Raw genomic sequence first — 18,636 nt, forward strand, 5'->3', positions numbered from 1 at the left:
GGAAGTTCCCGCATTTTGTAGAAATATTGAGGGATAGGTTTTGAAGAAGGAGTGTACATGCATGGAAACTCTTGGTGTCCAGACAAACTCGGAGCTGCGAGAGGAACTGAATCGCCTCAAAGAAGAAAACGCGCGACTGAAAAAGGAATTGAATCAGCATCAAGTGATTGTCAACAATACGCTCGATGCTATTTTTATTTGTGATAACGAAATGCGGATTGTTCAGGCAAATGAAGCAACAGAAAGGATGCTTCAAGTTGACTCGGAAGATTTGAAAAAGCGTTCTGTTTTGGATTTTTTGTTTTCAATTCCAAAGGATGAACTGAATCTTTCCGTAAAGAAGTTTTTTAAAAAAGGCTTTCTGTGGAAGGAGGTTCCGATCAGGCTTGATTGCGGGGCAACAAAATACATAGAGTTTCTGGCCAAAAGAGGTATTGGCGAGGATTTCTTTTTTGTTGTCATGAGGGACATATCTTCTAAGAAGATTCTGGAGCGGGAATTCTCTATGAATGAACAGCTTTTTAAGGACTTGTTTGACAGAGCAGTTGACGGAATCGTCCTGTTTGATAAAGATGGCGGTTTTATTGATGCCAATTTGTCCTTTTGTAAAAGCTTTGAAATCAATCATAATGAGCTGTCTCATTTATCTTTGTATGAGTTCATAGACAGCGGCTCACGAAAAGATTTCGACAATATTTGGAAGGCGCTCAACCGCAAGGGAAAAGCGAAGGGGGAGCTGCCTGTCAAGCTTCGTTCAGGAGTTCAAAAACTATTTGAATTCACGATTACATCAAACATCATCAGCGGTTTTTATATGTCCATTATGAGGGATATCACAGAGAAGCGGTCTATGGAGCTGCAGCTCTTTAAAAGTGAGGAGCGCTTCAGAGAAATCTTTGAAAATGCAATGGACGCCATCATCATCTGGTCGAATGACGGAAGAATCGTAAAAGCGAATCAATCAGCCTGTAAAATTTTTGAGCTGCCGATGAATTTGCTGTTGAAAAGAAAGCTGTGTGATTTTCTCGTTGACTCGCAGCAGAAATACAGCATAACGAAAAGGAAATACGCAAAATACGGAGAGATCAGAGAAGAGCTGCTGTTTCAAATGGGGAACGGGCAATTCAAAGAGATTGAATTTACTTCAAAACGGACAATCCTTGAAAATCAGCATTTGACGATCTTAAGAAATGTAAGCGACAGAAAGCGGATGGAAAAGGAGCTTCGGGAAAGCGAGCTGAAATTCAGAAAAGTGTTCAACGGCTCAATGGACGGCAATGTATTGTTCGATAATCAATACAGGATCATTGACGCCAACCCGTTAGCAAGCCATATTTTGGGCCTGTCACATGAAGAGATCAAACAGCACAGCCTGTTAGATATTATTTCTGCTTATGAAATAGAAAATCTGGCATCACCGGCAAGGCAGATTAATTTTGATGAAATGGACAACGAAATTCCATTTTTGCTGAGCAGCGGTGATAACAGAAAACTCGAATTCTCATTTAAACGGAATATTATTCAAAATATGAACTTGGCTATCTTTAAAGACGTAACAGAGCGAAAAGAATTGGAGGAACGCCTGCGCAAATCAGATACCCTTCATGTTGTCGGCGAACTCGCAGCCGGCATTGCTCATGAAATCAGAAATCCGATGACTGCTCTTAAAGGCTTCATTCAGCTTCTGAAAGGGAGTGTCGAGGGAGACTACGCCCTTTACTTCAACGTGATCACCTCAGAACTAAAGCGCATCGAATCCATCATCACCGAATTCTTGATTTTAGCCAAGCCCCAGGCCATTATGTATGAGGAAAAACATGTTACCCAAATTATGAGGGACACGATAGACCTTCTAAATGCGCAAGCCAATCTTAGCAATGTACAAATGCAACTTGATTTAATTGACGACATTCCCCCGATTTACTGTGAACCGAATCAGCTGAAACAGGTTTTTATCAATATATTAAAAAACGCCATCGAAGTGATGCCTGACGGCGGAAATATTTTTGTAACGATAAGGGCATTGGATCAAGATCATGTTCTTATCTCCTTAAAAGACGAGGGAATCGGAATGACAGAAGATAAATTAAAGCGCCTTGGTGAACCATTTTATACGACAAAGGAACGGGGAACTGGACTTGGGCTTATGGTAAGCTATAAAATTATTGAAGAACATCAAGGCGAGATTATGGTAGAAAGTGAAGAAGGGAAGGGCACCGTTTTTCATATTACGCTTCCTGTCAGACAGAATGCTGAAGAAAGAAGGAATGATGAATGAACTACTATACGACAGCCGAGACGCCGCTCGGTGAACTTATCATTGCCGAAGAGGAGGACCGGATCACTCGTCTATTTCTCAGTCAGGAAGATTGGGTGGATTGGAAAGAAACGGTTCAGAATACTGAGCACAAGGAAACACCTAATCTTGCAGAAGCGAAACAACAGCTTCAAGAATATTTCGCAGGCGAAAGGAAGACATTCTCCCTGCCGCTCAGCCAAAAGGGCACTCCTTTTCAGCAAAAAGTGTGGCAGGCGCTGGAGAGGATTCCATATGGCGAATCCCGAAGCTATGCGGATATTGCCGCTGCGGTCGGCAGTCCGAAAGCGGTGCGCGCTGTCGGGCAGGCTAATAAACGTAACGACCTGCCGATTTTTGTCCCGTGCCACAGAGTGATCGGCAAAAACAGTGCGTTAACAGGATACGCCGGAAGCAAAACGGAGATCAAAGCATTTTTGCTAAACATCGAGCGAATCTCCTATAAAGAAAAATAAAACATATGGCACGTTCCCTTTTTTCACGGCCGACATATCATTTTATTAAGTTAAAAAAGTTGGTCTGATGAAAAAGGAGGACAAAGCAATTGAAGCCGAGCCGCTCTGAGAAACTTGCCGTTTTTGCCGAACTGTTTGTGAAACTGCATATCTTATCAAGCGCTCAAAAAGATGAAATCATCAATGTTAACAAAAAGAAACAAAAAAACCGCTGACTCGGCTCCAAATGAGCAAAGTCCAGCGGTTTTTTAATGCACCTTTTCTCCTTTAAACAGCTGTTCAATCTCTTCTTCATAGTTTCCGGTCATAATCCCTTTTTCTGTGATGATTCCTGAAATGAGATCATGAGGTGTAATGTCGAAAGCGGGATTAAAGACAGGCACATTGGATGGAGCGGTCCGAACTCCGGAAATCTGCCTGACTTCCTCGGGATCCCGTTCCTCTATCGGGATATCAGCGCCGCATTTGACCTTTGTATCAAATGTAGATAAAGGTGCGGCGACAAAAAACGGAATGTCAAAGGCGTTTGCTAAAATAGCAAGACCGTATGTGCCGATTTTATTTGCCGTATCACCGTTCTTTGCAATTCGGTCGGCTCCGACGATAACAGCGGAAATTTGTTTTTCCTTCATCGTATGGGCGGCCATGCTGTCTGTGATCAGAGTGACATCAATGCCCCCCTGCATCAGCTCCCAAGCAGTAAGGCGTGAACCTTGCAGGACAGGCCTTGTTTCACAGGCATAAATGTGCAATCCCAAATCTTTTTGTTTGGCCAAGTAAAACGGAGCTAGCGCCGTTCCATAGCGGCTTGTCGCGATTGAGCCGGCATTGCAGATCGTCATGATCCTGTCGCCTTTTTTGAAAAGCTGCAGGGCGTTTTGGCCGATCAACCGGCACGTTTCCTCATCCTCGACCTGAATCTGAATTGCTTCATGGACAAGGTTTGTTTTTGCTTCATTTACGGAAATCGCGTTTTCGACCGAATGACTCAGTCTCTCAAGCGCCCATGACAAATTAATGGCGGTAGGCCGTGAGCTGTTTAAATATTGTTTGATGTCTTCCAGTCTGCGGCGGAATTCCGTGACATTATCTGTTTCAATGTTTTTGGCAGCAAGCGCTAGGCCGAAGGCAGCCGTAATGCCGATCGCCGGAGCGCCCCTTACTTTGAGCGTGACAATCGCATCAAATACATCCTCTTTCGTCGTCAGCTCCAAATATTCCGTCTCATCAGGAAGCTTTTGCTGATTTAAAATGGTAATAGCTGTTTCTTTCCATTCAACAGAACGTGGAACAGCAAATGAATGGGTCATGAATGGATCATTCCTTTACAAGTAACTTAAATAATTCAATAACATCTGTTATCGTTTTGAATTCCGAACGTTTTTCGATAAAGGCTGTGCCGGTTTCGAGCGCCAAGCGTTTTCTGCCGATTCGTTTATCAAACGGCACGATCATATCCAGGTCAGCTACATGGGCAAGGCCGATCGTGCGTCGTATCAGCTCACAGCCCGCAAATCCGATTGCTTCTTCAAAAATATGGCTGAGCGTATCAGTGAGGTAACCGTCGATGTTGGCGTAAACATCCAGACTGTCCTTCTGCCAGGATTCACTAAACGTCTCTTCAAACGTTTCCCAGACCTTTTTGACATGTTCATATAACGGCTCTCTCTCAGCCCCGTCACGGCTGAGTGCGTTCAAAAATAAGTTGGCGATAAATTGCCCTACATCAAAGCCGATCGGTCCGTAAAAAGCAAACTCAGGATCAATCACCTTTGTTTCGTGCTCACTTGCGAAAATGCTTCCTGTATGCAAATCACCATGAATCAACGTTTCTGCAGACGTTAAAAATGACTTTTTCAGCTTAGCGGCTTCGATTTTAACGCTGTCATTATTCCAAAGCTTTTCGACAAAAGGACGAAGCTCTTCTTCAAAATCATTTGTGTCATGGTCGAAGAAAGGATCTGTAAAAACAAGTCTTTCCGTAATGTCGCATAGCTCTGGATTTGTAAACTGTTTAACAAGCTGTTTTTTCACCTTAGGTTCAAGCGCGTAATCTGATGAGTAGAAAAGTGTTTTTCCTAAAAATTCACCGATGTGCTGCGACAGATGAGGATAGTTTTCACCCTCAATGAGTCCTTTTCTTGCGATCTTGAGGTGAGAGAGATCCTCCATGACGGTAACCGCCATTTCCGTATCAGAATAAAACACTCTTGGAACCAGGTGAGGCACATGCTCGCCCTGACGGATGAGAGCGCTGCTTTCGATTCTTGCACGGTCGATTGTCAGCGGCCAGCTTTCTCCCACCACTTTTGCATACGGAACCGCCTGTTTAATGATCAATGCTCTGTCATGTTCTTGATCATAAATATGAAAAACGTAATTTAAGTTGCCGTCTCCGATCTCCTGGCATGTCAGCGTGCTTTTGCTTGGAAATAGGCCAAGCTTCACCGCCAACGCCACAGCGGAGCTTTCATTTAACGTTTCGTATAAAGGTGTTTTTGTGACTCCCATCATCATAACCTCCAATTATGTAATCACTTAATATGTAGCCGTAAAAAAGCCTCCTTCTCAGAGAGAAGGAGGCTTAACATCTATGTCCGCCTCTCTTATCTCTCAGATCAGATCTGAATGGAATTAGCACCGTGCCTTAAGAGACCAGCGTCTCGGCGCGAAAAAGATGCGCCCCATTTCACAATGGAATTACGGTCGGTTGCTGTTGGGGTCAAAAGGCCAAATCCCTCGCCCAACTCTCGATAAGAGAATATATTCACTTGTTTGACAATTCTAATTTATCAGTTGATGAACATGGTAACAGGTAATTTAGTTAGTTGTCAATATTTTTTTAATATAAATCTTTTCTGATATCATCGAAAACAGGAATGCTCTCCCGAACTTCTGTGCTTTCTTGAAGGTCGATTTCCGCTCGGACTATGCCTTCTTCTCGGCCGCCTTCAGCAAGTATGCGCCCCCATGGATCAATAATCAGGCTATGTCCTGCAAATTCATTATCCGGATTTGAACCGGTACAATTGCAGGCTGCGACAAAGCATTGGTTTTCAATGGCCCGCGCAATAAGCAGGCTTTTCCAATGATCAAGGCGGGGAAGAGGCCATTCCGCAGAAATAAACAGCACGTTGGCGCCTTTTGTCGTATGTTTTCTGATCCATTCCGGAAAACGGATATCGTAACAGATCAATCCTGAGCTTTTGACGCCGTCAAGCTCAAAGTATCCGTCTTCGGAACCGGCTGATAAATACAGATGCTCATCCATCAGCTGAAAAAGATGGGCTTTTCTGTACTCTTTAATGATTTGCCCTTCCTTATCCGCGATGTACATTGTATTATAAACATCAGAATTCTTCCTGACAGCGACCGACCCGGCGACAATATGAACACCATGTTTTTTTGCCGTTTTCTTCAGCCAGCTCTGAGCGGAGCGGCCGTCTTCGTCAGCGAGTTCATCAAGATTGGCCAGATCATATCCGGTCGTCCATAATTCAGGCAGAACAAGAACATCAGCATGTTTGCTTTCTTTTTCGATGAAAAATTCAGCCTTTTTTATATTTTCCGAAGGTTTGCCGTATGAAATATCAAATTGAAGACAAGATATCGTCCATTTCATCTTTTTAACACCCCAAATTTTTCTTTACTTTTTTCATTTAACCATATATGATGATGGACTATCATTTCAAGATTTTTTTAGAAGGTGAGAATAGATGAAATTTGAACAGTCTCATGTATTGAAGGAATTGCCTAAACAATTCTTCGCTTCTCTGGTGCAGAAAGTGAACCGAAAGCTCGCAGAAGGACATGACGTTATCAATCTAGGACAGGGAAATCCAGATCAGCCGACTCCTGAACATATTGTCGAGGAGATGAAACGAGCTGTTGCTGATCCTGAGAATCATAAATATTCTTCTTTTCGCGGCTCATACCGTCTGAAGTCAGCGGCTGCTGCATTTTACAAAAGAGAATACGGCATTGATCTGGATCCGGAAACCGAAGTCGCTGTATTATTCGGCGGAAAAGCCGGTCTAGTCGAGCTCCCGCAATGCTTGTTGAATCCCGGTGATACGATTTTAGTTCCCGATCCGGGTTATCCTGATTACTGGTCGGGTGTCACACTTGCAAAAGCAAAGATGGAAATGATGCCGCTCGTAAAGGACAGGGCGTTTCTCCCTGATTACAGCAGCATAACCGCTGAAGTAAGGGAACAGGCGAAATTGATGTATTTGAATTATCCGAATAATCCGACCGGAGCTGTTGCTACTTCCGAGTTCTTTGAAGATACCGTGCGTTTTGCGACTGAAAACGGAATCTGCGTCGTTCACGATTTTGCTTACGGCGCTGTAGGATTTGACGGCTGCAAGCCTTTAAGCTTTTTGCAGACTGAAGGTGCGAAGGATATCGGAATTGAAATTTACACGCTGTCAAAAACGTATAATATGGCAGGATGGCGGGTTGGCTTTGCCGTCGGAAACGCTTCGGTCATTGAAGCGATCAATCTTTATCAAGACCATATGTTTGTCAGTCTTTTCAGAGCGACTCAGGAGGCTGCAGCAGAGGCACTGTTAGCCGATCAGACGTGTGTGGCAGAGCAAAATGCCAGGTATGAGAGCAGGAGAAACGCTTGGATCACGGCATGCCGGGAAATCGGCTGGGATGTAACAGCTCCCGCAGGTTCTTTTTTTGCATGGCTGCCTGTGCCTGAAGGCTATACTTCTGAGCAGTTCTCAGATCTTTTGCTGGAAAAAGCGAATGTGGCGGTTGCGGCTGGAAACGGCTTCGGTAAATATGGCGAGGGCTACGTCAGAGTCGGACTTTTAACAAGTGAAGAAAGACTTAAGGAAGCCGCTTATCGAATTGGCAAACTGAACCTGTTTACCCAAAAAAGCATTGACAAGACCTTATAAGGATGGGATAATTCAAAATAATTTATAAAATCTATATTTTCTTATCAAGAGCAGGCAGAGGGACGAGCCCGATGAAGCCCGGCAACCGACTTATAAAGCACGGTGCTAATTCTTGCAGCTAGCGGCTGAGAGATAAGATTCGGACGAGAAACGAAACCTCTTTAGACGCGATTGCAGTTTGAAGAGGTTTTTTGATATGGATGAAAATGAAAGGAGCTCTGGCATGAGTGAGTTATTAGCGACATATCTCCTGACCGAACCGGGAGCCGATACAGAGAAGAAAGCAGAACAAATCGCAACAGGATTGACAGTAGGCTCCTGGACTGATCTGCCCCTTGTAAAACAGGAGCAAATGCAAAAGCACAAGGGGCGGGTGATAAAAGTTGAGGAGAGAGAGGGAACTCCTGCATCAGAAAAACAAGCGGTCATCACAATTGCCTATCCTGAAATCAATTTCTCTCAGGATATTCCGGCTTTGCTGACAACAGTGTTTGGCAAGCTGTCGCTGGACGGAAAAATCAAATTAATCGATCTTCACTTCTCTGAAGCATTTAAGCGTGCACTGCCGGGACCGAAGTTTGGCGTATACGGCATCCGGAAGCTGCTGGGAGAGTTTGAGAGACCGCTGTTAATGAGCATATTTAAAGGCGTAATCGGAAGGGACCTGAGTGATATTAAAGAACAGCTCCGGCAGCAGGCGCTTGGCGGAGTTGACTTGATTAAAGACGATGAAATTTTCTTTGAGACAGGTCTAGCGCCTTTTGAAACAAGAATTGCAGAAGGAAAGCAAATATTGAAAGAAACGTATGAGCAAACCGGACATAAAACGCTGTATGCGGTGAATTTGACTGGACGTACGGCTGATCTGAAAGACAAAGCGAGACGCGCCGCCGAGCTGGGAGCGGATGCGCTTTTGTTTAATGTCTTTGCTTACGGCTTGGACGTTATGCAAGGCCTTGCAGAAGATCCTGAAATCCCAGTTCCGATTATGGCGCATCCAGCAGTCAGCGGAGCGTTTACGTCTTCTCCGTTTTACGGTTTTTCTCACGCTCTTTTACTCGGAAAATTAAACCGATATTGCGGTGCTGACTTCAGCCTCTTTCCGTCTCCATATGGTTCGGTTGCGCTTCCAAGAGCAGATGCACTGGCGATCCATGAAGAATGTGTGAGAGAGGATGCTTTTAACCAAACATTTGCGGTTCCGTCAGCAGGCATTCATCCCGGCATGGTTCCGCTATTAATGCGTGATTTCGGCATAGACCACATTATTAACGCCGGAGGAGGCGTACATGGACATCCGAACGGTGCCCAAGGCGGGGGGCGAGCGTTCAGAGCCATTATTGATGCGGTCCTAGAGGCCCAGCCGATTGATGAAAAAGCCGAACAATGCAAGGATCTTAAGCTTGCGCTAGATAAATGGGGAAAGGTTGAAGCCGTATGACGACTCGAAAACCTTTTGTTATTTGTGATTTTGACGGAACAATCACGATGAACGACAACATTATAAATATCATGAAAACATTTGCTCCCCCAGAGTGGGTGGCATTAAAAGACGGCGTACTTTCCAAAACGCTGTCGATCAAGGAAGGTGTCGGGCGGATGTTCGGCCTTCTGCCCAGCCGTTTAAAAGAAGAGATTACAAGTTTTGTATTGGAAGATGCAAAAATCAGGGAAGGCTTTCGGGAATTTGTAGCATTTATCAATGAGCACGAGATTCCGTTTTATGTCATAAGCGGTGGAATGGACTTCTTTGTATATCCTTTGCTTGAAGGCATTGTGGAGAAAGACCGCATTTATTGCAACCATGCTTCATTTGACAATGACTATATCCATATTGACTGGCCTCATTCCTGCAAGGGCACATGCAGCAATCAATGCGGGTGCTGTAAGCCGTCGGTCATCCATGAACTTTCTGAACCGAACCAATATATCATCATGATCGGTGATTCGGTTACAGATGTGGAGGCAGCAAAGCTGTCTGACCTATGCTTTGCAAGGGATTATTTATTAAACGAATGCCGGGAGCAGAACCTCAATCATCTTCCGTATCAAGATTTTTATGAGATCAGAAAGGAAATTGAGAATGTAAAGGAGGTACAGGAATGGCTGCAAAACAAGAACGCTGGCGAGAGCTCGCTGAAGTAAAACGGGAATTGGCAGAGAGAGATTGGTTTCCAGCGACTAGCGGCAATTTGTCAATTAAGGTTACAGATGAGCCTTTAACATTTCTCGTCACTGCAAGCGGAAAAGATAAACGCAAAGAGACGGTTGAAGATTTTCTGCTGGTCGATCAAAACGGAGAGCCTGCTGAAAGCGGGCATTCTCTGAAACCGTCAGCAGAAACGCTTTTGCATACACATTTGTACAATAAAACCAATGCCGGATGCTGCCTGCATGTCCATACGGTAAACAATAATGTGATTTCAGAGTTATACGGAGACCAAAAGAAAATCACATTCAAAGGCCAGGAAATTATAAAAGCACTCGGCTTGTGGGAAGAGAACGCAGAAGTGACCGTTCCGATTATAGAAAATCCGGCACATATCCCGACGCTTGCGGCACTGTTTGCGGAAGAGATTTCAGAAGATTCAGGAGCTGTTCTGATCCGAAATCATGGTATTACGGCTTGGGGGAAAACAGCATTTGAGGCAAAAAGAGTGCTTGAAGCGTATGAATTTTTGTTCAGCTACCATTTGAAATTGAAAACACTCCAGCATCAGCTGGTTAAATAAAAGGAGGAATTGAAATGGCTACAATTCGAATTCATGATGAGGCAAATACAACGATTGAAAATCAAGAGGAAGTGGCAAGCTTTCTGGACAGTCAAGAGGTTATTTATGAGCAATGGGATATCACGAAGCTTCCGGAACATCTCTCAGAGAAATATGACCTGACAGAAGAAGAAAAACAGCAAATTCTTGATACCTTCGAAACTGAAATTAAAGATATCTCAACCCGCCGCGGCTATAAAGCACAGGATGTTATTTCATTGTCAGACAGCAATCCGAAACTTGATGAACTGCTTGAAAACTTTAAAAGAGAGCATCACCATACAGACGATGAGGTTCGTTTTATTGTAAGCGGACACGGTATTTTTGTCATTCAAGGCAAGGACGGCACGTTTTTTGATGTCCGTTTAAACCCTGGAGATTTAATCTCCGTGCCTGAGAATATCCGCCATTACTTCACGCTTCAGGAGGACCGCAAAGTTGTCGCGGTGAGAATTTTTGTCACAACTGAAGGCTGGGTTCCTATTTATGAAAAAGACAGCGTGAATCAATAAGCATGAGATAGCCCCGTTCATCGAACGGGGCTTTTTATATTTATTGCAAACGCCACTTTTCATACTGTGACAGTTCTTTTTTAATCAGTGTCCAAATCAAACCTAAAACAGCTGCATCGTCAATGAATCCAAGACCGAGGATTACGTCTGGAATGATATCGAGCGGCATGACGATATACAGGATTGCGGCAGTTAACAGCAAAAGTGTTTTAACCTGTGAACGAGGGTAGTCGCCATTTCGCCAATCGCGAAGCATCTGAAAAAAAGTAGTGATGTGCTGAATACATTTTTTTCGGTTTTTCCTCTTCAAAATTGCTTTTCCGCCTGCCGCTCCGAGCATAATTGCTTTCTTTTTCTTCATTGGGCATACCTCCTGCCTGGCGGCGTGTTTAAGATATTCTTCACCTGGGTATTGTTCTTCTAATCCTATCAATATATCTATTATACCTGAAAAATTAACTTATTTAATGAAAATATGTTTACAAATAAAGTATAATCTGTAATAATGCACAATAACCCAATCAAACTTGTTTCCTATTTCTTAGCGGCGAGGGGTGAAGTGAATGGGCGGTTCTTCTGAACAAGAAAGATTGTTGGTGTCTATTGATGAAAAAAGAAAGTTAATGATAGATGCCGCTAGAAAGCAGGGATTTACAGGGCATGACACGATCAGGCACAGTCAGGAGCTGGATTGTTTAATAAATGAATATCACCAGCTTATGCACGAAAACGAACATTCCCAAGGGATTCAAGGCCTTGTAAAGAAATTAGGCTTGTGGCCCCGCAGAGATGTTATGCCAGCATATGATGCAAATAAATAGCGGCCTATCAGATGCATATATAAAGAGAGAGCTTTTCGGAAGCGCTCTTTTTTTCTGGAAAAAATTCATATGAAAGAGGGAACTAATGAAGGAACTGGCGATTCTCATTACCGAAATGGTCAATCAATTTCATGATGCTTTTATTTCCTTATGCGGAATATTTGGCATTTATTTAACTGACAAAGAAATGCATTTTTGGGTGATCGGCATTTTTGGCATATTCTTTTTCGGCGTCACTCACGCTGTGTTTACATGGCTTTCTAAATGGAGTATGACAGCCTTGTCCTTTATCTATACCGTTACAGTCATCATTGTCATCGTATTTGCGATTGAGATTCAGCAAAAGGTGACGGGGAGAGGGAATATGGAGTTTTTAGATGCCACGGAAGGTATAAAGGGTTTTTTAGTATTTTTTATGTTTTTTTTGCTTTTGAAAATGCTGTTGCGTTTCATCAAAATCCTTTTTTCTGGAAGACCAGCAAGCAAATCGAATGGCAATACCCGATCACGAAGATAAAAAACCCTCCTGACATGGTCAGGGGGGTTATGAAGCGGATACAGGGAGGGTGATTGTCACCTCTGTGCCTCTTCGCACTTCACTTTCAATATGAATAGAGCCTCCGTACATCAGCACGATCCGTTTACAAACAACAAGGCCGAGACCGGTTCCTTTTTCTTTAGAAGTAACAAAGGGAAGGAAGATGTGATCCAGCATTTCCTGAGAAATCCCTTCACCGTTATCCACAACTTTGATTATGGCTTTTTTATCTAAAGCTCCCAGGGAGATCGTCAGTTTGCCTCCTTCAGGCATTGACTCGAGGCCATTTTTTGCTACATTTAAAATCACTTGTTTAATATGATCTTTTGTACATTTTACGAGTAAGGGCTGCTCGGTTAAATACTGTAATTCGACTTCAACATTGTATAGATTGCCCTCAGAATAAATGATCGGCATAATTTCTCCGATAATGTCCTGAAGTGAGTTCAGCTCCCATTTTTCAGCTGTCGGCTTGCCGAGAACAAGAAACTCACTCACTATTTGATTGATGCGCTTGATCTCCTGTTCGATAATGGAGAAGTAAAGCTGATCTTCCTCACCTTTATATTTCTTTTGCAACAGCTGAATAAAGCCGCTTATGCCGGTAAGAGGATTACGGATTTCATGGGCTGTGCTGGCAGCAAGCGTCCCGATCAGCTCTAATTTTTGCGCCTCATTTTCTGAGCGCTCCAGCTGGGTCTGCCGCTTCAGCAAATAATACAGCACGAGAATAAAAAGGATATTCAGCAGAACAATAATACATGAAAGCGGAAGCACAAGGCTTTTCGTCAGTTCTTCTATTGTGACCGGGTTCGGATAGACTTTCATATTCCAGCTGATATCATCCAGATATCCGCTGACAGGTTTCTGATCCTCTGCATGAGATGCTTGTCCGCTCGCAAAAATCATTTTCCCGTCTTGGTTCACAACTTCAATATAAACATCAGGGCTTAGTAAGTTAATGAGATTTTTCAAATAATCAATTTGAATAGCTGCGACAAGATAATCTGTCACATTACGTTTTGAGTCCAAAACAGGGACACAAATTGTGAAAATTGGCTGACCAGTAATTCTGCTCGAATAACTATCTGAAATGACTGTCTTTTTAGTTTCCTTTGCTTTTGTAAAAAAAGATCTGTCGGCCAGGTTTACATTCGTTTTTAATTCGGTTGTGCTTGCGGTGACGTCTCCTTTGGCATTGAGAAAATAGAGACCGGAAAATCTCGGCTCTGAATCAAAGGTCTTTTCCAAAATTGACTGCATTTTCTTTATATCAACCGGTCTGTCAATGGCGATGGACAAGGAGGTCATTCTCGCCATTGTTTCTCCGATTAAATAATTGATTTTGTTGCGGTGAAGGTTTAGCAGGACACTTGCTTCTTGTTTATGTTCTGCAGCTATTGTATCTTTTTCTTTTTCATATACGAAAAAGCTGATGACGATTGCCGGAATCACGACCAGTATGATATAAAGTTTGACTCTCCCGCAGGCGCCTTTTAGTATTTTCAATTTGCATCGCTCCAACATACACCTGATTAGAGGTATTATATCATTGTTTCTTCTTCTTTAATAAGAAAAAATAACCAAAAAAATTAGAAAAAGGTGTTGGCAAGCTTACATTTTAAAAAAGAAGAGAAATATTGGAAAGATTTTTATTGACATTTTGGTCTTTGTTTATTAATGTTTCTCTGTAACGGTTTCTAAAAGGATGATTGAGACATGACAGAAAAATCACTGAAGTTATTTATCGTGCTGTCGCGCGCGTATCGGTCTATTAACGATCATATGAATAAGCATATTCATAAGCATGGGCTGAATCCGACTGAATTTGCTGTGCTAGAGCTTTTGTACCATAAAGGCGATCAGCCGCTGCAACAGATAGGAGATAAAATTCTCTTGGCTAGCGGGAGCATCACATACGTTGTAGATAAGCTGGAGCAAAAAGAACTTCTCATTCGGAAAGCGTCTCCTACAGACAGACGAGTGACATTTGCGCAAATTACTGAAAAAGGCATCGGTCTTTTGAACGATATTTTCCCTGATCACGCTGCTGAAATTGATGAAATGATCAGCGTATTAAGCGAAGAAGAGGTAGAGATGTGCACCGAAATGTTAAAAAGAGTAGGATTAAACGCAAAACAGTTTCATAATAAGTAAAAAAAGGAAGCCTGATATGTCACAAGGCTTCCTTTTTTGCTATTTTTCATTTGTTTCCGCTGCGCCTCTCGGCAAAATGAGAACTTCAACCCGCCGGTTTTTGCTTCGGCCTTCCGCAGTTTTATTGGAAGCCACCGGTTTATACTCGCCATAACCCTTGGCGCTGAACACTTTTGCATCGAGCTTGGGGTTTTCAATCAGGAGCCCCATAAAGTTTACCGCTCTCATGACGCTTAAATGCCAGTTTGATTGGAATTCAGAATTTTTAATTGGCATATTATCAGTATGTCCGCTGATAATGATATTTCTTGGCGGGTTAATCACAAGAAGATTTGAAATCTCTTTTGCAAGCGGCACATCTTCCTTACGGATGGTCGCTTTTCCAGAATCAAAGAAGATGCTGTCTTTAATCGTAATCAGAAGGCCTTCACTAGTCATCTTCGTCTCCAGCTGATGTTCCAGCTTTTTATCTTTGATAAACTTTTCCACCTGGCTCTTCACATTTTCAAGTTCTTCTTGATCAGCTGCTTTTTCTTTTTCTTTCTTGTTTTTCTCTTTCTCTTCTTTTTCCTTTTTCACTTCATCGATGCCGTCTGACTCGTTTTCAGGAGGAGTGACACTGGAGTAGTCCAGTACACCGGTGCCGCCTGTAAAGACTTCATTAAATGATTTTGAGAGCATTTGAAACTTAGCTGCGTCAATCGAGCTGCTCGCGTACAGCACAATAAACAATGCCAGGAGAAGAGTAAGGATGTCGGCGTAAGGAACGAGCCATGATTCATCAACGTGCTCGTCCTCATGCTTCTTCTTCTTTTTTCTCGCCATTTTGCGCCTCTCCTTGTTCTGCAAATTTCAAGCGGTCCTTCGCAGGAAGATACATTAAAAGCTTTTGTTCGATGACTTTCGGTGCTTGTCCTTCTAAAACGGATAAAACACCTTCAATCATGACCTCACGCAGTTTTACTTCTTGTTTTGATTTTCGTTTTAATTTATTTGCGAAAGGATGCCATAACACATACCCTGTAAAGATACCGAGAAGTGTGGCAACAAAGGCGGCACTGATGGCGTGTCCAAGCTCATCTGTGTTATCCATATGAGAGAGAGCGGCAATCAGCCCGATTACAGCGCCGAGTACTCCAAGTGTCGGAGCGTACGTTCCCGCTTGTGTAAAAATAGCGGCTCCGGCTTGGTGCCTGTCCTCCATTGCTTCGACTTCCTCTGTCATAATATCTCTGATAAATTCCGCGCTTTGCCCGTCAACAGCCATGCTGAGCCCGTTTTTCAAGAAAGCATCATCTACATCCTCAATGCTTGCTTCTAAAGCAAGCAGACCTTCGCGGCGTGCAAGCTGAGCCCATTCAGAGAACATAGGAATGAGTTCCTCTATTGTGAGCTGTTTATTTTCCTTAAATAACACTCGAAACAGCGCAGGCACTTTTTTAATTTCTTTTGTTGGGAACGCAATAACGACTGCTGAGATTGTCCCGGCGATAATAATTAAAATGGCAGCGGGGTTTGCAAGGGCGCTGAAACTGACGCCTTTCAGAACCATCCCGACGCTCAATGCCACAAAAGCAAGAATAATACCGATTAACGAAGTTTTATCCATAGTTTTTCACCAAATCCTTTTTTACTAGCTTGTCTATGGTTAATATCGGTTTTGGTGCCCGGAACTTTAGGGACATTGTGAATTTGTTCATGAAATATTCAAGGAAGAGGCATAGAAGGGAGAAATAAACAAAAACGGGCTCTCCAAAATTGAAAAGCCCGGGGGTCTACTGAAATTAGCAGCTTGCTTGCGAGCTGTCCTTCAGATGGTATTCATATAATAGTAGAAATACATATTCACTGTATATAAACATGTTCCATCCCTCCTTAAAAAAAGTGTAAAGGATGAAGGGAAGTAGCGCTTCAGGAGAAGGGACGGTAATTTTTAAGTCAAGAGTATGAAAGTATAAAAAAAAGCGGCTTCCTAAAAGGAAACCGCTGATTGTTATTTCGCTCGCACTTTGATTTTATCATCTTCTAAAATCACGTGAAAACTTGTGATCTCGCCATTATCAAGCAGCAGATCGGTCATTTCATCCTCAACCCATTCTTGGATGGTTCTTCTAAGCGGACGTGCACCGAATGAAGGGTGGTAGCCCAGCTCAGCGATTTTTTCTTTCGCTTCATCTGTCACATTCAAGCTAATGCCCCGTTCAGCCAATGTTTCTTCAAGTTCTCCAAGAAGAAGGCTGACGATTTTGACAAGATGTTCTTTTTCCAATGAGCGGAACTCAATAATGCTGTCAAAACGGTTGAGGAACTCAGGTTTAAAGAACATGCTCAGTGAATCAATCAATGTTTGTTCTTCGATGACACTGTCATCTGATTGGAAACCGACTTTCGTTTGTTTCTCACCAGCACCCGCATTACTTGTCATGATGATCACTGTGTCTTTGAAGCTTACAGTTCTGCCTTGGCTGTCTGTCAGACGGCCATCTTCCATAATTTGCAGGAACATATGCTGAACGTCTGGGTGTGCTTTTTCAATCTCATCCAGCAACACAATGCTGTAAGGATTGCGGCGCACTTTCTCAGTTAATTGTCCAGCTTCCTCATGGCCGACATATCCAGGCGGTGAACCGATAATTTTAGATACGGCGTGTTTCTCCATGTATTCGCTCATATCGAGTCGGATAATAGCGTCTTTTGTGCCGAATAATTCATCTGCCAGTGTTTTAGAAAGCTCTGTTTTCCCTACGCCGGTAGGACCGACGAAGAGGAAGGAGCCGACTGGTCTGTTTTTGGATTTTAATCCGGCGCGGCTTCGTCTTACCGCTTTTGCCACTTTTTGAACAGCGGCTTCTTGTCCGATCACGCGTTCATGAAGTTTTGCTTCGAGTTCTTTCATTTTCGTTTGTTCGTCTGCCTGCAGTTTGCCGACAGGGATGCCTGTTTTTTGTTCAACAATTTCCTGAATGTGCTCAGCTTCCACAGTGACAGCGGTATGAGCGGAGGAGCTGTTCAGTTTTTTCTCCAATGCGAGTTCTTCATCACGGAGTTTTGCCGCCAGTTCGTAATTTTCTTCTTCCAGGGCTTTTGTTTTTTCGGCTTCAATTGCAGTTAAGCGTTCAGCGGCATCCTCATCATTCAGTTCATCAATTAACAGGTTGGCTTTTGAACCTGCTTCATCTAATAAATCAATTGCTTTATCCGGCAGGTGTCTGTCCTGAATGTAGCGGGATGATAAAGTGACACACGCTTTGATTGCTTCATCACTGAATGTTACGCCATGGTACGCCTCGTATTTGTCTTTAATCCCTTGCAGAATGAGGATAGCCTGTTCAATTGAAGGCTCCTGCACCATGACAGGCTGAAAACGTCTTTCCAGCGCGGCATCTTTTTCGATTTGACGATATTCTTTCAGTGTTGTCGCGCCAATGACTTGCAGTTCGCCTCTGGCTAGGGCCGGTTTGAGAATGTTGCCGGCGTCCATTGATCCTTCTGCAGAGCCTGCGCCGACGAGAAGGTGAATTTCATCAATGAACAGAATGACATTTTTTCGTTCCTTCAGCTCAGTGATCAGCTGTTTCATTCTCTCCTCAAATTGGCCTCTGATCCCTGTATTTGCAACAAGGGATGCAACATCAAGCAAGTATAGCTCTTTGTTTTTCAGTTTGTTTGGAACATCGCCTTCAGCAATTTTTAAAGCGAGCCCTTCAGCGATGGCAGTTTTCCCCACACCCGGCTCACCAATAAGAACCGGATTGTTTTTGTTGCGGCGGTTTAGAATTTCGATCACTCGCGCCACTTCATCATCACGGCCGATGACGGGATCAATGAGACCGGCTTTAGCACCGTTTGTAATATTTTGAGCCAGCTCATCAAGCAGCCCTTTTTTTCCGCTTTGTTTTGCTGCGCTCTTTTCTTTCGGCTGGAATGCCTGTTCAAACGGAAATCCGAAAGATTGAGGACCCATACTCATTGAAGGTTTACGGGTCAGTTCGTTATAGCAAGTTTCACAAAGAACCATCTGTTTATGAACGGAATTTATTTGCATGTTAAGGCGAATCGTCGCCTCGTTTTGATGACAATGTTGACAACGCATTTGCCAAAACCTCCTTAATAATTTGATCTTCTTTGACCAATGAAAGTGAATAAAAAGGT

Annotated in this window: 19 protein-coding genes and 2 riboswitches; of the genes, 11 read left to right on the top strand and 8 right to left on the bottom strand. The window is 43.2% G+C overall.

Going from position 1 to position 18,636, the window contains the following annotated elements:
• Positions 1 to 61: 61 nt before the first annotated feature.
• The 3 genes from kinE (at position 62) to NSQ83_RS07555 (ending at position 2,987) form a co-directional block, all read left to right on the top strand.
• Entirely contained in the window at positions 62 to 2,278 is a 2,217-nt protein-coding gene (kinE, locus tag NSQ83_RS07545) for a sporulation two-component system sensor histidine kinase KinE (RefSeq protein WP_198878734.1), read from the top strand.
• Positions 2,275 to 2,772: a methylated-DNA--protein-cysteine methyltransferase gene (gene ogt, locus NSQ83_RS07550; protein WP_003232502.1), complete on the top strand. Its 498-nt coding sequence runs from the start codon at positions 2,275 to 2,277 to the stop codon at positions 2,770 to 2,772. Before kinE ends, ogt begins: the two co-directional genes overlap by 4 nt.
• An 89-nt stretch (positions 2,773 to 2,861) precedes the next feature.
• A complete protein-coding gene (locus NSQ83_RS07555; protein WP_003232500.1) occupies positions 2,862 to 2,987 on the top strand; it encodes a hypothetical protein in 126 nt (41 codons plus the stop codon).
• Between the two features lie 33 nt (positions 2,988 to 3,020).
• Here the strand turns inward: NSQ83_RS07555 and mtnA are convergent, their stop codons facing one another.
• The 3 genes from mtnA to NSQ83_RS07570 all read right to left on the bottom strand — a co-directional run bounded on the left by mtnA (position 3,021) and on the right by NSQ83_RS07570 (position 6,394).
• Positions 3,021 to 4,082, bottom strand: coding sequence for an S-methyl-5-thioribose-1-phosphate isomerase (mtnA, locus tag NSQ83_RS07560; RefSeq protein WP_029726988.1), 1,062 nt, complete (start codon positions 4,080 to 4,082; stop codon positions 3,021 to 3,023).
• A 7-nt stretch (positions 4,083 to 4,089) separates the two neighbouring features.
• Positions 4,090 to 5,283, bottom strand: a complete 1,194-nt coding sequence (gene mtnK, locus NSQ83_RS07565) for an S-methyl-5-thioribose kinase (protein WP_198878735.1) — start codon at positions 5,281 to 5,283, stop codon at positions 4,090 to 4,092.
• Positions 5,284 to 5,375: 92 nt separating this feature from the next.
• A riboswitch (SAM riboswitch) is annotated at positions 5,376 to 5,532 on the bottom strand.
• Positions 5,533 to 5,614: 82 nt separating this feature from the next.
• Entirely contained in the window at positions 5,615 to 6,394 is a 780-nt protein-coding gene (locus NSQ83_RS07570; protein WP_198878736.1) for a carbon-nitrogen family hydrolase, read from the bottom strand.
• Positions 6,395 to 6,488: 94 nt separating this feature from the next.
• On the opposite strand from NSQ83_RS07570, the gene mtnE reads away from it, so the two are divergent.
• The 5 genes from mtnE (at position 6,489) to mtnD (ending at position 10,968) form a co-directional block, all read left to right on the top strand.
• Positions 6,489 to 7,685 (top strand): methionine-glutamine aminotransferase, encoded by a 1,197-nt coding sequence (gene mtnE / locus NSQ83_RS07575; protein WP_046664125.1) that lies wholly within the window; start codon positions 6,489 to 6,491, stop codon positions 7,683 to 7,685.
• 38 nt (positions 7,686 to 7,723) lie between these two features.
• A riboswitch (SAM riboswitch) is annotated at positions 7,724 to 7,824 on the top strand.
• Positions 7,825 to 7,908: 84 nt separating this feature from the next.
• The gene (gene mtnW, locus NSQ83_RS07580; RefSeq protein ID WP_033884236.1) at positions 7,909 to 9,126 is read left to right on the top strand and encodes a 2,3-diketo-5-methylthiopentyl-1-phosphate enolase; all 1,218 of its coding nucleotides are present in this window, start codon (positions 7,909 to 7,911) and stop codon (positions 9,124 to 9,126) included.
• On the top strand, positions 9,123 to 9,830 hold the full coding sequence (gene mtnX / locus NSQ83_RS07585) for a 2-hydroxy-3-keto-5-methylthiopentenyl-1-phosphate phosphatase (RefSeq protein ID WP_017695070.1): 708 nt from the start codon (positions 9,123 to 9,125) through the stop codon (positions 9,828 to 9,830). The genes mtnW and mtnX overlap by 4 nt, the downstream gene beginning before the upstream one ends.
• Positions 9,788 to 10,417, top strand: coding sequence for a methylthioribulose 1-phosphate dehydratase (locus NSQ83_RS07590; RefSeq protein ID WP_003232485.1), 630 nt, complete (start codon positions 9,788 to 9,790; stop codon positions 10,415 to 10,417). The genes mtnX and NSQ83_RS07590 overlap by 43 nt, the downstream gene beginning before the upstream one ends.
• A gap of 14 nt (positions 10,418 to 10,431) precedes the next feature.
• Positions 10,432 to 10,968: an acireductone dioxygenase gene (gene mtnD, locus NSQ83_RS07595; protein ID WP_003232483.1), complete on the top strand. Its 537-nt coding sequence runs from the start codon at positions 10,432 to 10,434 to the stop codon at positions 10,966 to 10,968.
• Between the two features lie 40 nt (positions 10,969 to 11,008).
• Here mtnD and NSQ83_RS07600 read toward each other — a convergent pair whose 3' ends face one another.
• Positions 11,009 to 11,329: a YkvA family protein gene (locus tag NSQ83_RS07600; RefSeq protein ID WP_003232481.1), complete on the bottom strand. Its 321-nt coding sequence runs from the start codon at positions 11,327 to 11,329 to the stop codon at positions 11,009 to 11,011.
• A gap of 202 nt (positions 11,330 to 11,531) precedes the next feature.
• On the opposite strand from NSQ83_RS07600, the gene spo0E reads away from it, so the two are divergent.
• Both spo0E and NSQ83_RS07610 read left to right on the top strand, forming a co-directional pair.
• Positions 11,532 to 11,789, top strand: a complete 258-nt coding sequence (gene spo0E / locus NSQ83_RS07605; RefSeq protein ID WP_003232480.1) for an aspartyl-phosphate phosphatase Spo0E — start codon at positions 11,532 to 11,534, stop codon at positions 11,787 to 11,789.
• Positions 11,790 to 11,874: 85 nt separating this feature from the next.
• The gene (locus tag NSQ83_RS07610; protein ID WP_003232479.1) at positions 11,875 to 12,306 is read left to right on the top strand and encodes a hypothetical protein; all 432 of its coding nucleotides are present in this window, start codon (positions 11,875 to 11,877) and stop codon (positions 12,304 to 12,306) included.
• Between the two features lie 27 nt (positions 12,307 to 12,333).
• On the opposite strand, the gene kinD is transcribed toward NSQ83_RS07610, so the two are convergent.
• Complete coding sequence (kinD, locus tag NSQ83_RS07615) at positions 12,334 to 13,854, bottom strand: sporulation kinase KinD (RefSeq protein ID WP_080477770.1); 1,521 nt, start codon at positions 13,852 to 13,854, stop codon at positions 12,334 to 12,336.
• A gap of 192 nt (positions 13,855 to 14,046) precedes the next feature.
• Here kinD and mhqR point away from each other — a divergent pair, with 192 nt between their 5' ends.
• Complete coding sequence (gene mhqR / locus NSQ83_RS07620) at positions 14,047 to 14,484, top strand: MarR family transcriptional regulator MhqR (protein WP_003232475.1); 438 nt, start codon at positions 14,047 to 14,049, stop codon at positions 14,482 to 14,484.
• Positions 14,485 to 14,523: 39 nt separating this feature from the next.
• Here mhqR and motB read toward each other — a convergent pair whose 3' ends face one another.
• From motB to clpE, 3 genes are all read right to left on the bottom strand, one after another.
• Positions 14,524 to 15,309 carry a flagellar motor protein MotB gene (gene motB, locus NSQ83_RS07625; RefSeq protein WP_003232473.1) on the bottom strand — a complete coding sequence of 262 codons (786 nt, stop codon included), beginning with the start codon at positions 15,307 to 15,309 and terminating at the stop codon, positions 14,524 to 14,526.
• Positions 15,281 to 16,093 (bottom strand): flagellar motor stator protein MotA, encoded by an 813-nt coding sequence (gene motA, locus NSQ83_RS07630; protein ID WP_003238984.1) that lies wholly within the window; start codon positions 16,091 to 16,093, stop codon positions 15,281 to 15,283. The genes motB and motA overlap by 29 nt, the downstream gene beginning before the upstream one ends.
• 384 nt (positions 16,094 to 16,477) lie before the next feature.
• The gene (gene clpE, locus NSQ83_RS07635) at positions 16,478 to 18,577 is read right to left on the bottom strand and encodes an ATP-dependent protease ATP-binding subunit ClpE (RefSeq protein ID WP_029317717.1); all 2,100 of its coding nucleotides are present in this window, start codon (positions 18,575 to 18,577) and stop codon (positions 16,478 to 16,480) included.
• Positions 18,578 to 18,636 lie beyond the last annotated feature (59 nt).

It is taken from the genome of Bacillus sp. PS217, assembly GCF_037963535.1.
Taxonomy (GTDB): domain Bacteria; phylum Bacillota; class Bacilli; order Bacillales; family Bacillaceae; genus Bacillus; species Bacillus subtilis.

Excerpts from the sequence above, each read along its gene's own strand:
- kinE (WP_198878734.1), top strand. The coding sequence starts at position 62 with ATGGAAACTCTTGGTGTCCAGACAAACTCGGAGCTGCGAGAGGAACTG.
- ogt (WP_003232502.1), top strand. The coding sequence starts at position 2,275 with ATGAACTACTATACGACAGCCGAGACGCCGCTCGGTGAACTTATCATT.
- mtnA (WP_029726988.1), bottom strand. The coding sequence starts at position 4,082 with ATGACCCATTCATTTGCTGTTCCACGTTCTGTTGAATGGAAAGAAACA.
- mtnK (WP_198878735.1), bottom strand. The coding sequence starts at position 5,283 with ATGGGAGTCACAAAAACACCTTTATACGAAACGTTAAATGAAAGCTCC.
- NSQ83_RS07570 (WP_198878736.1), bottom strand. The coding sequence starts at position 6,394 with ATGAAATGGACGATATCTTGTCTTCAATTTGATATTTCATACGGCAAA.
- mtnE (WP_046664125.1), top strand. The coding sequence starts at position 6,489 with ATGAAATTTGAACAGTCTCATGTATTGAAGGAATTGCCTAAACAATTC.
- mtnW (WP_033884236.1), top strand. The coding sequence starts at position 7,909 with ATGAGTGAGTTATTAGCGACATATCTCCTGACCGAACCGGGAGCCGAT.
- mtnX (WP_017695070.1), top strand. The coding sequence starts at position 9,123 with ATGACGACTCGAAAACCTTTTGTTATTTGTGATTTTGACGGAACAATC.
- NSQ83_RS07590 (WP_003232485.1), top strand. The coding sequence starts at position 9,788 with ATGGCTGCAAAACAAGAACGCTGGCGAGAGCTCGCTGAAGTAAAACGG.
- mtnD (WP_003232483.1), top strand. The coding sequence starts at position 10,432 with ATGGCTACAATTCGAATTCATGATGAGGCAAATACAACGATTGAAAAT.
- NSQ83_RS07600 (WP_003232481.1), bottom strand. The coding sequence starts at position 11,329 with ATGAAGAAAAAGAAAGCAATTATGCTCGGAGCGGCAGGCGGAAAAGCA.
- spo0E (WP_003232480.1), top strand. The coding sequence starts at position 11,532 with ATGGGCGGTTCTTCTGAACAAGAAAGATTGTTGGTGTCTATTGATGAA.
- NSQ83_RS07610 (WP_003232479.1), top strand. The coding sequence starts at position 11,875 with ATGAAGGAACTGGCGATTCTCATTACCGAAATGGTCAATCAATTTCAT.
- kinD (WP_080477770.1), bottom strand. The coding sequence starts at position 13,854 with ATGTTGGAGCGATGCAAATTGAAAATACTAAAAGGCGCCTGCGGGAGA.
- mhqR (WP_003232475.1), top strand. The coding sequence starts at position 14,047 with ATGACAGAAAAATCACTGAAGTTATTTATCGTGCTGTCGCGCGCGTAT.
- motB (WP_003232473.1), bottom strand. The coding sequence starts at position 15,309 with ATGGCGAGAAAAAAGAAGAAGAAGCATGAGGACGAGCACGTTGATGAA.
- motA (WP_003238984.1), bottom strand. The coding sequence starts at position 16,093 with ATGGATAAAACTTCGTTAATCGGTATTATTCTTGCTTTTGTGGCATTG.
- clpE (WP_029317717.1), bottom strand. The coding sequence starts at position 18,577 with ATGCGTTGTCAACATTGTCATCAAAACGAGGCGACGATTCGCCTTAAC.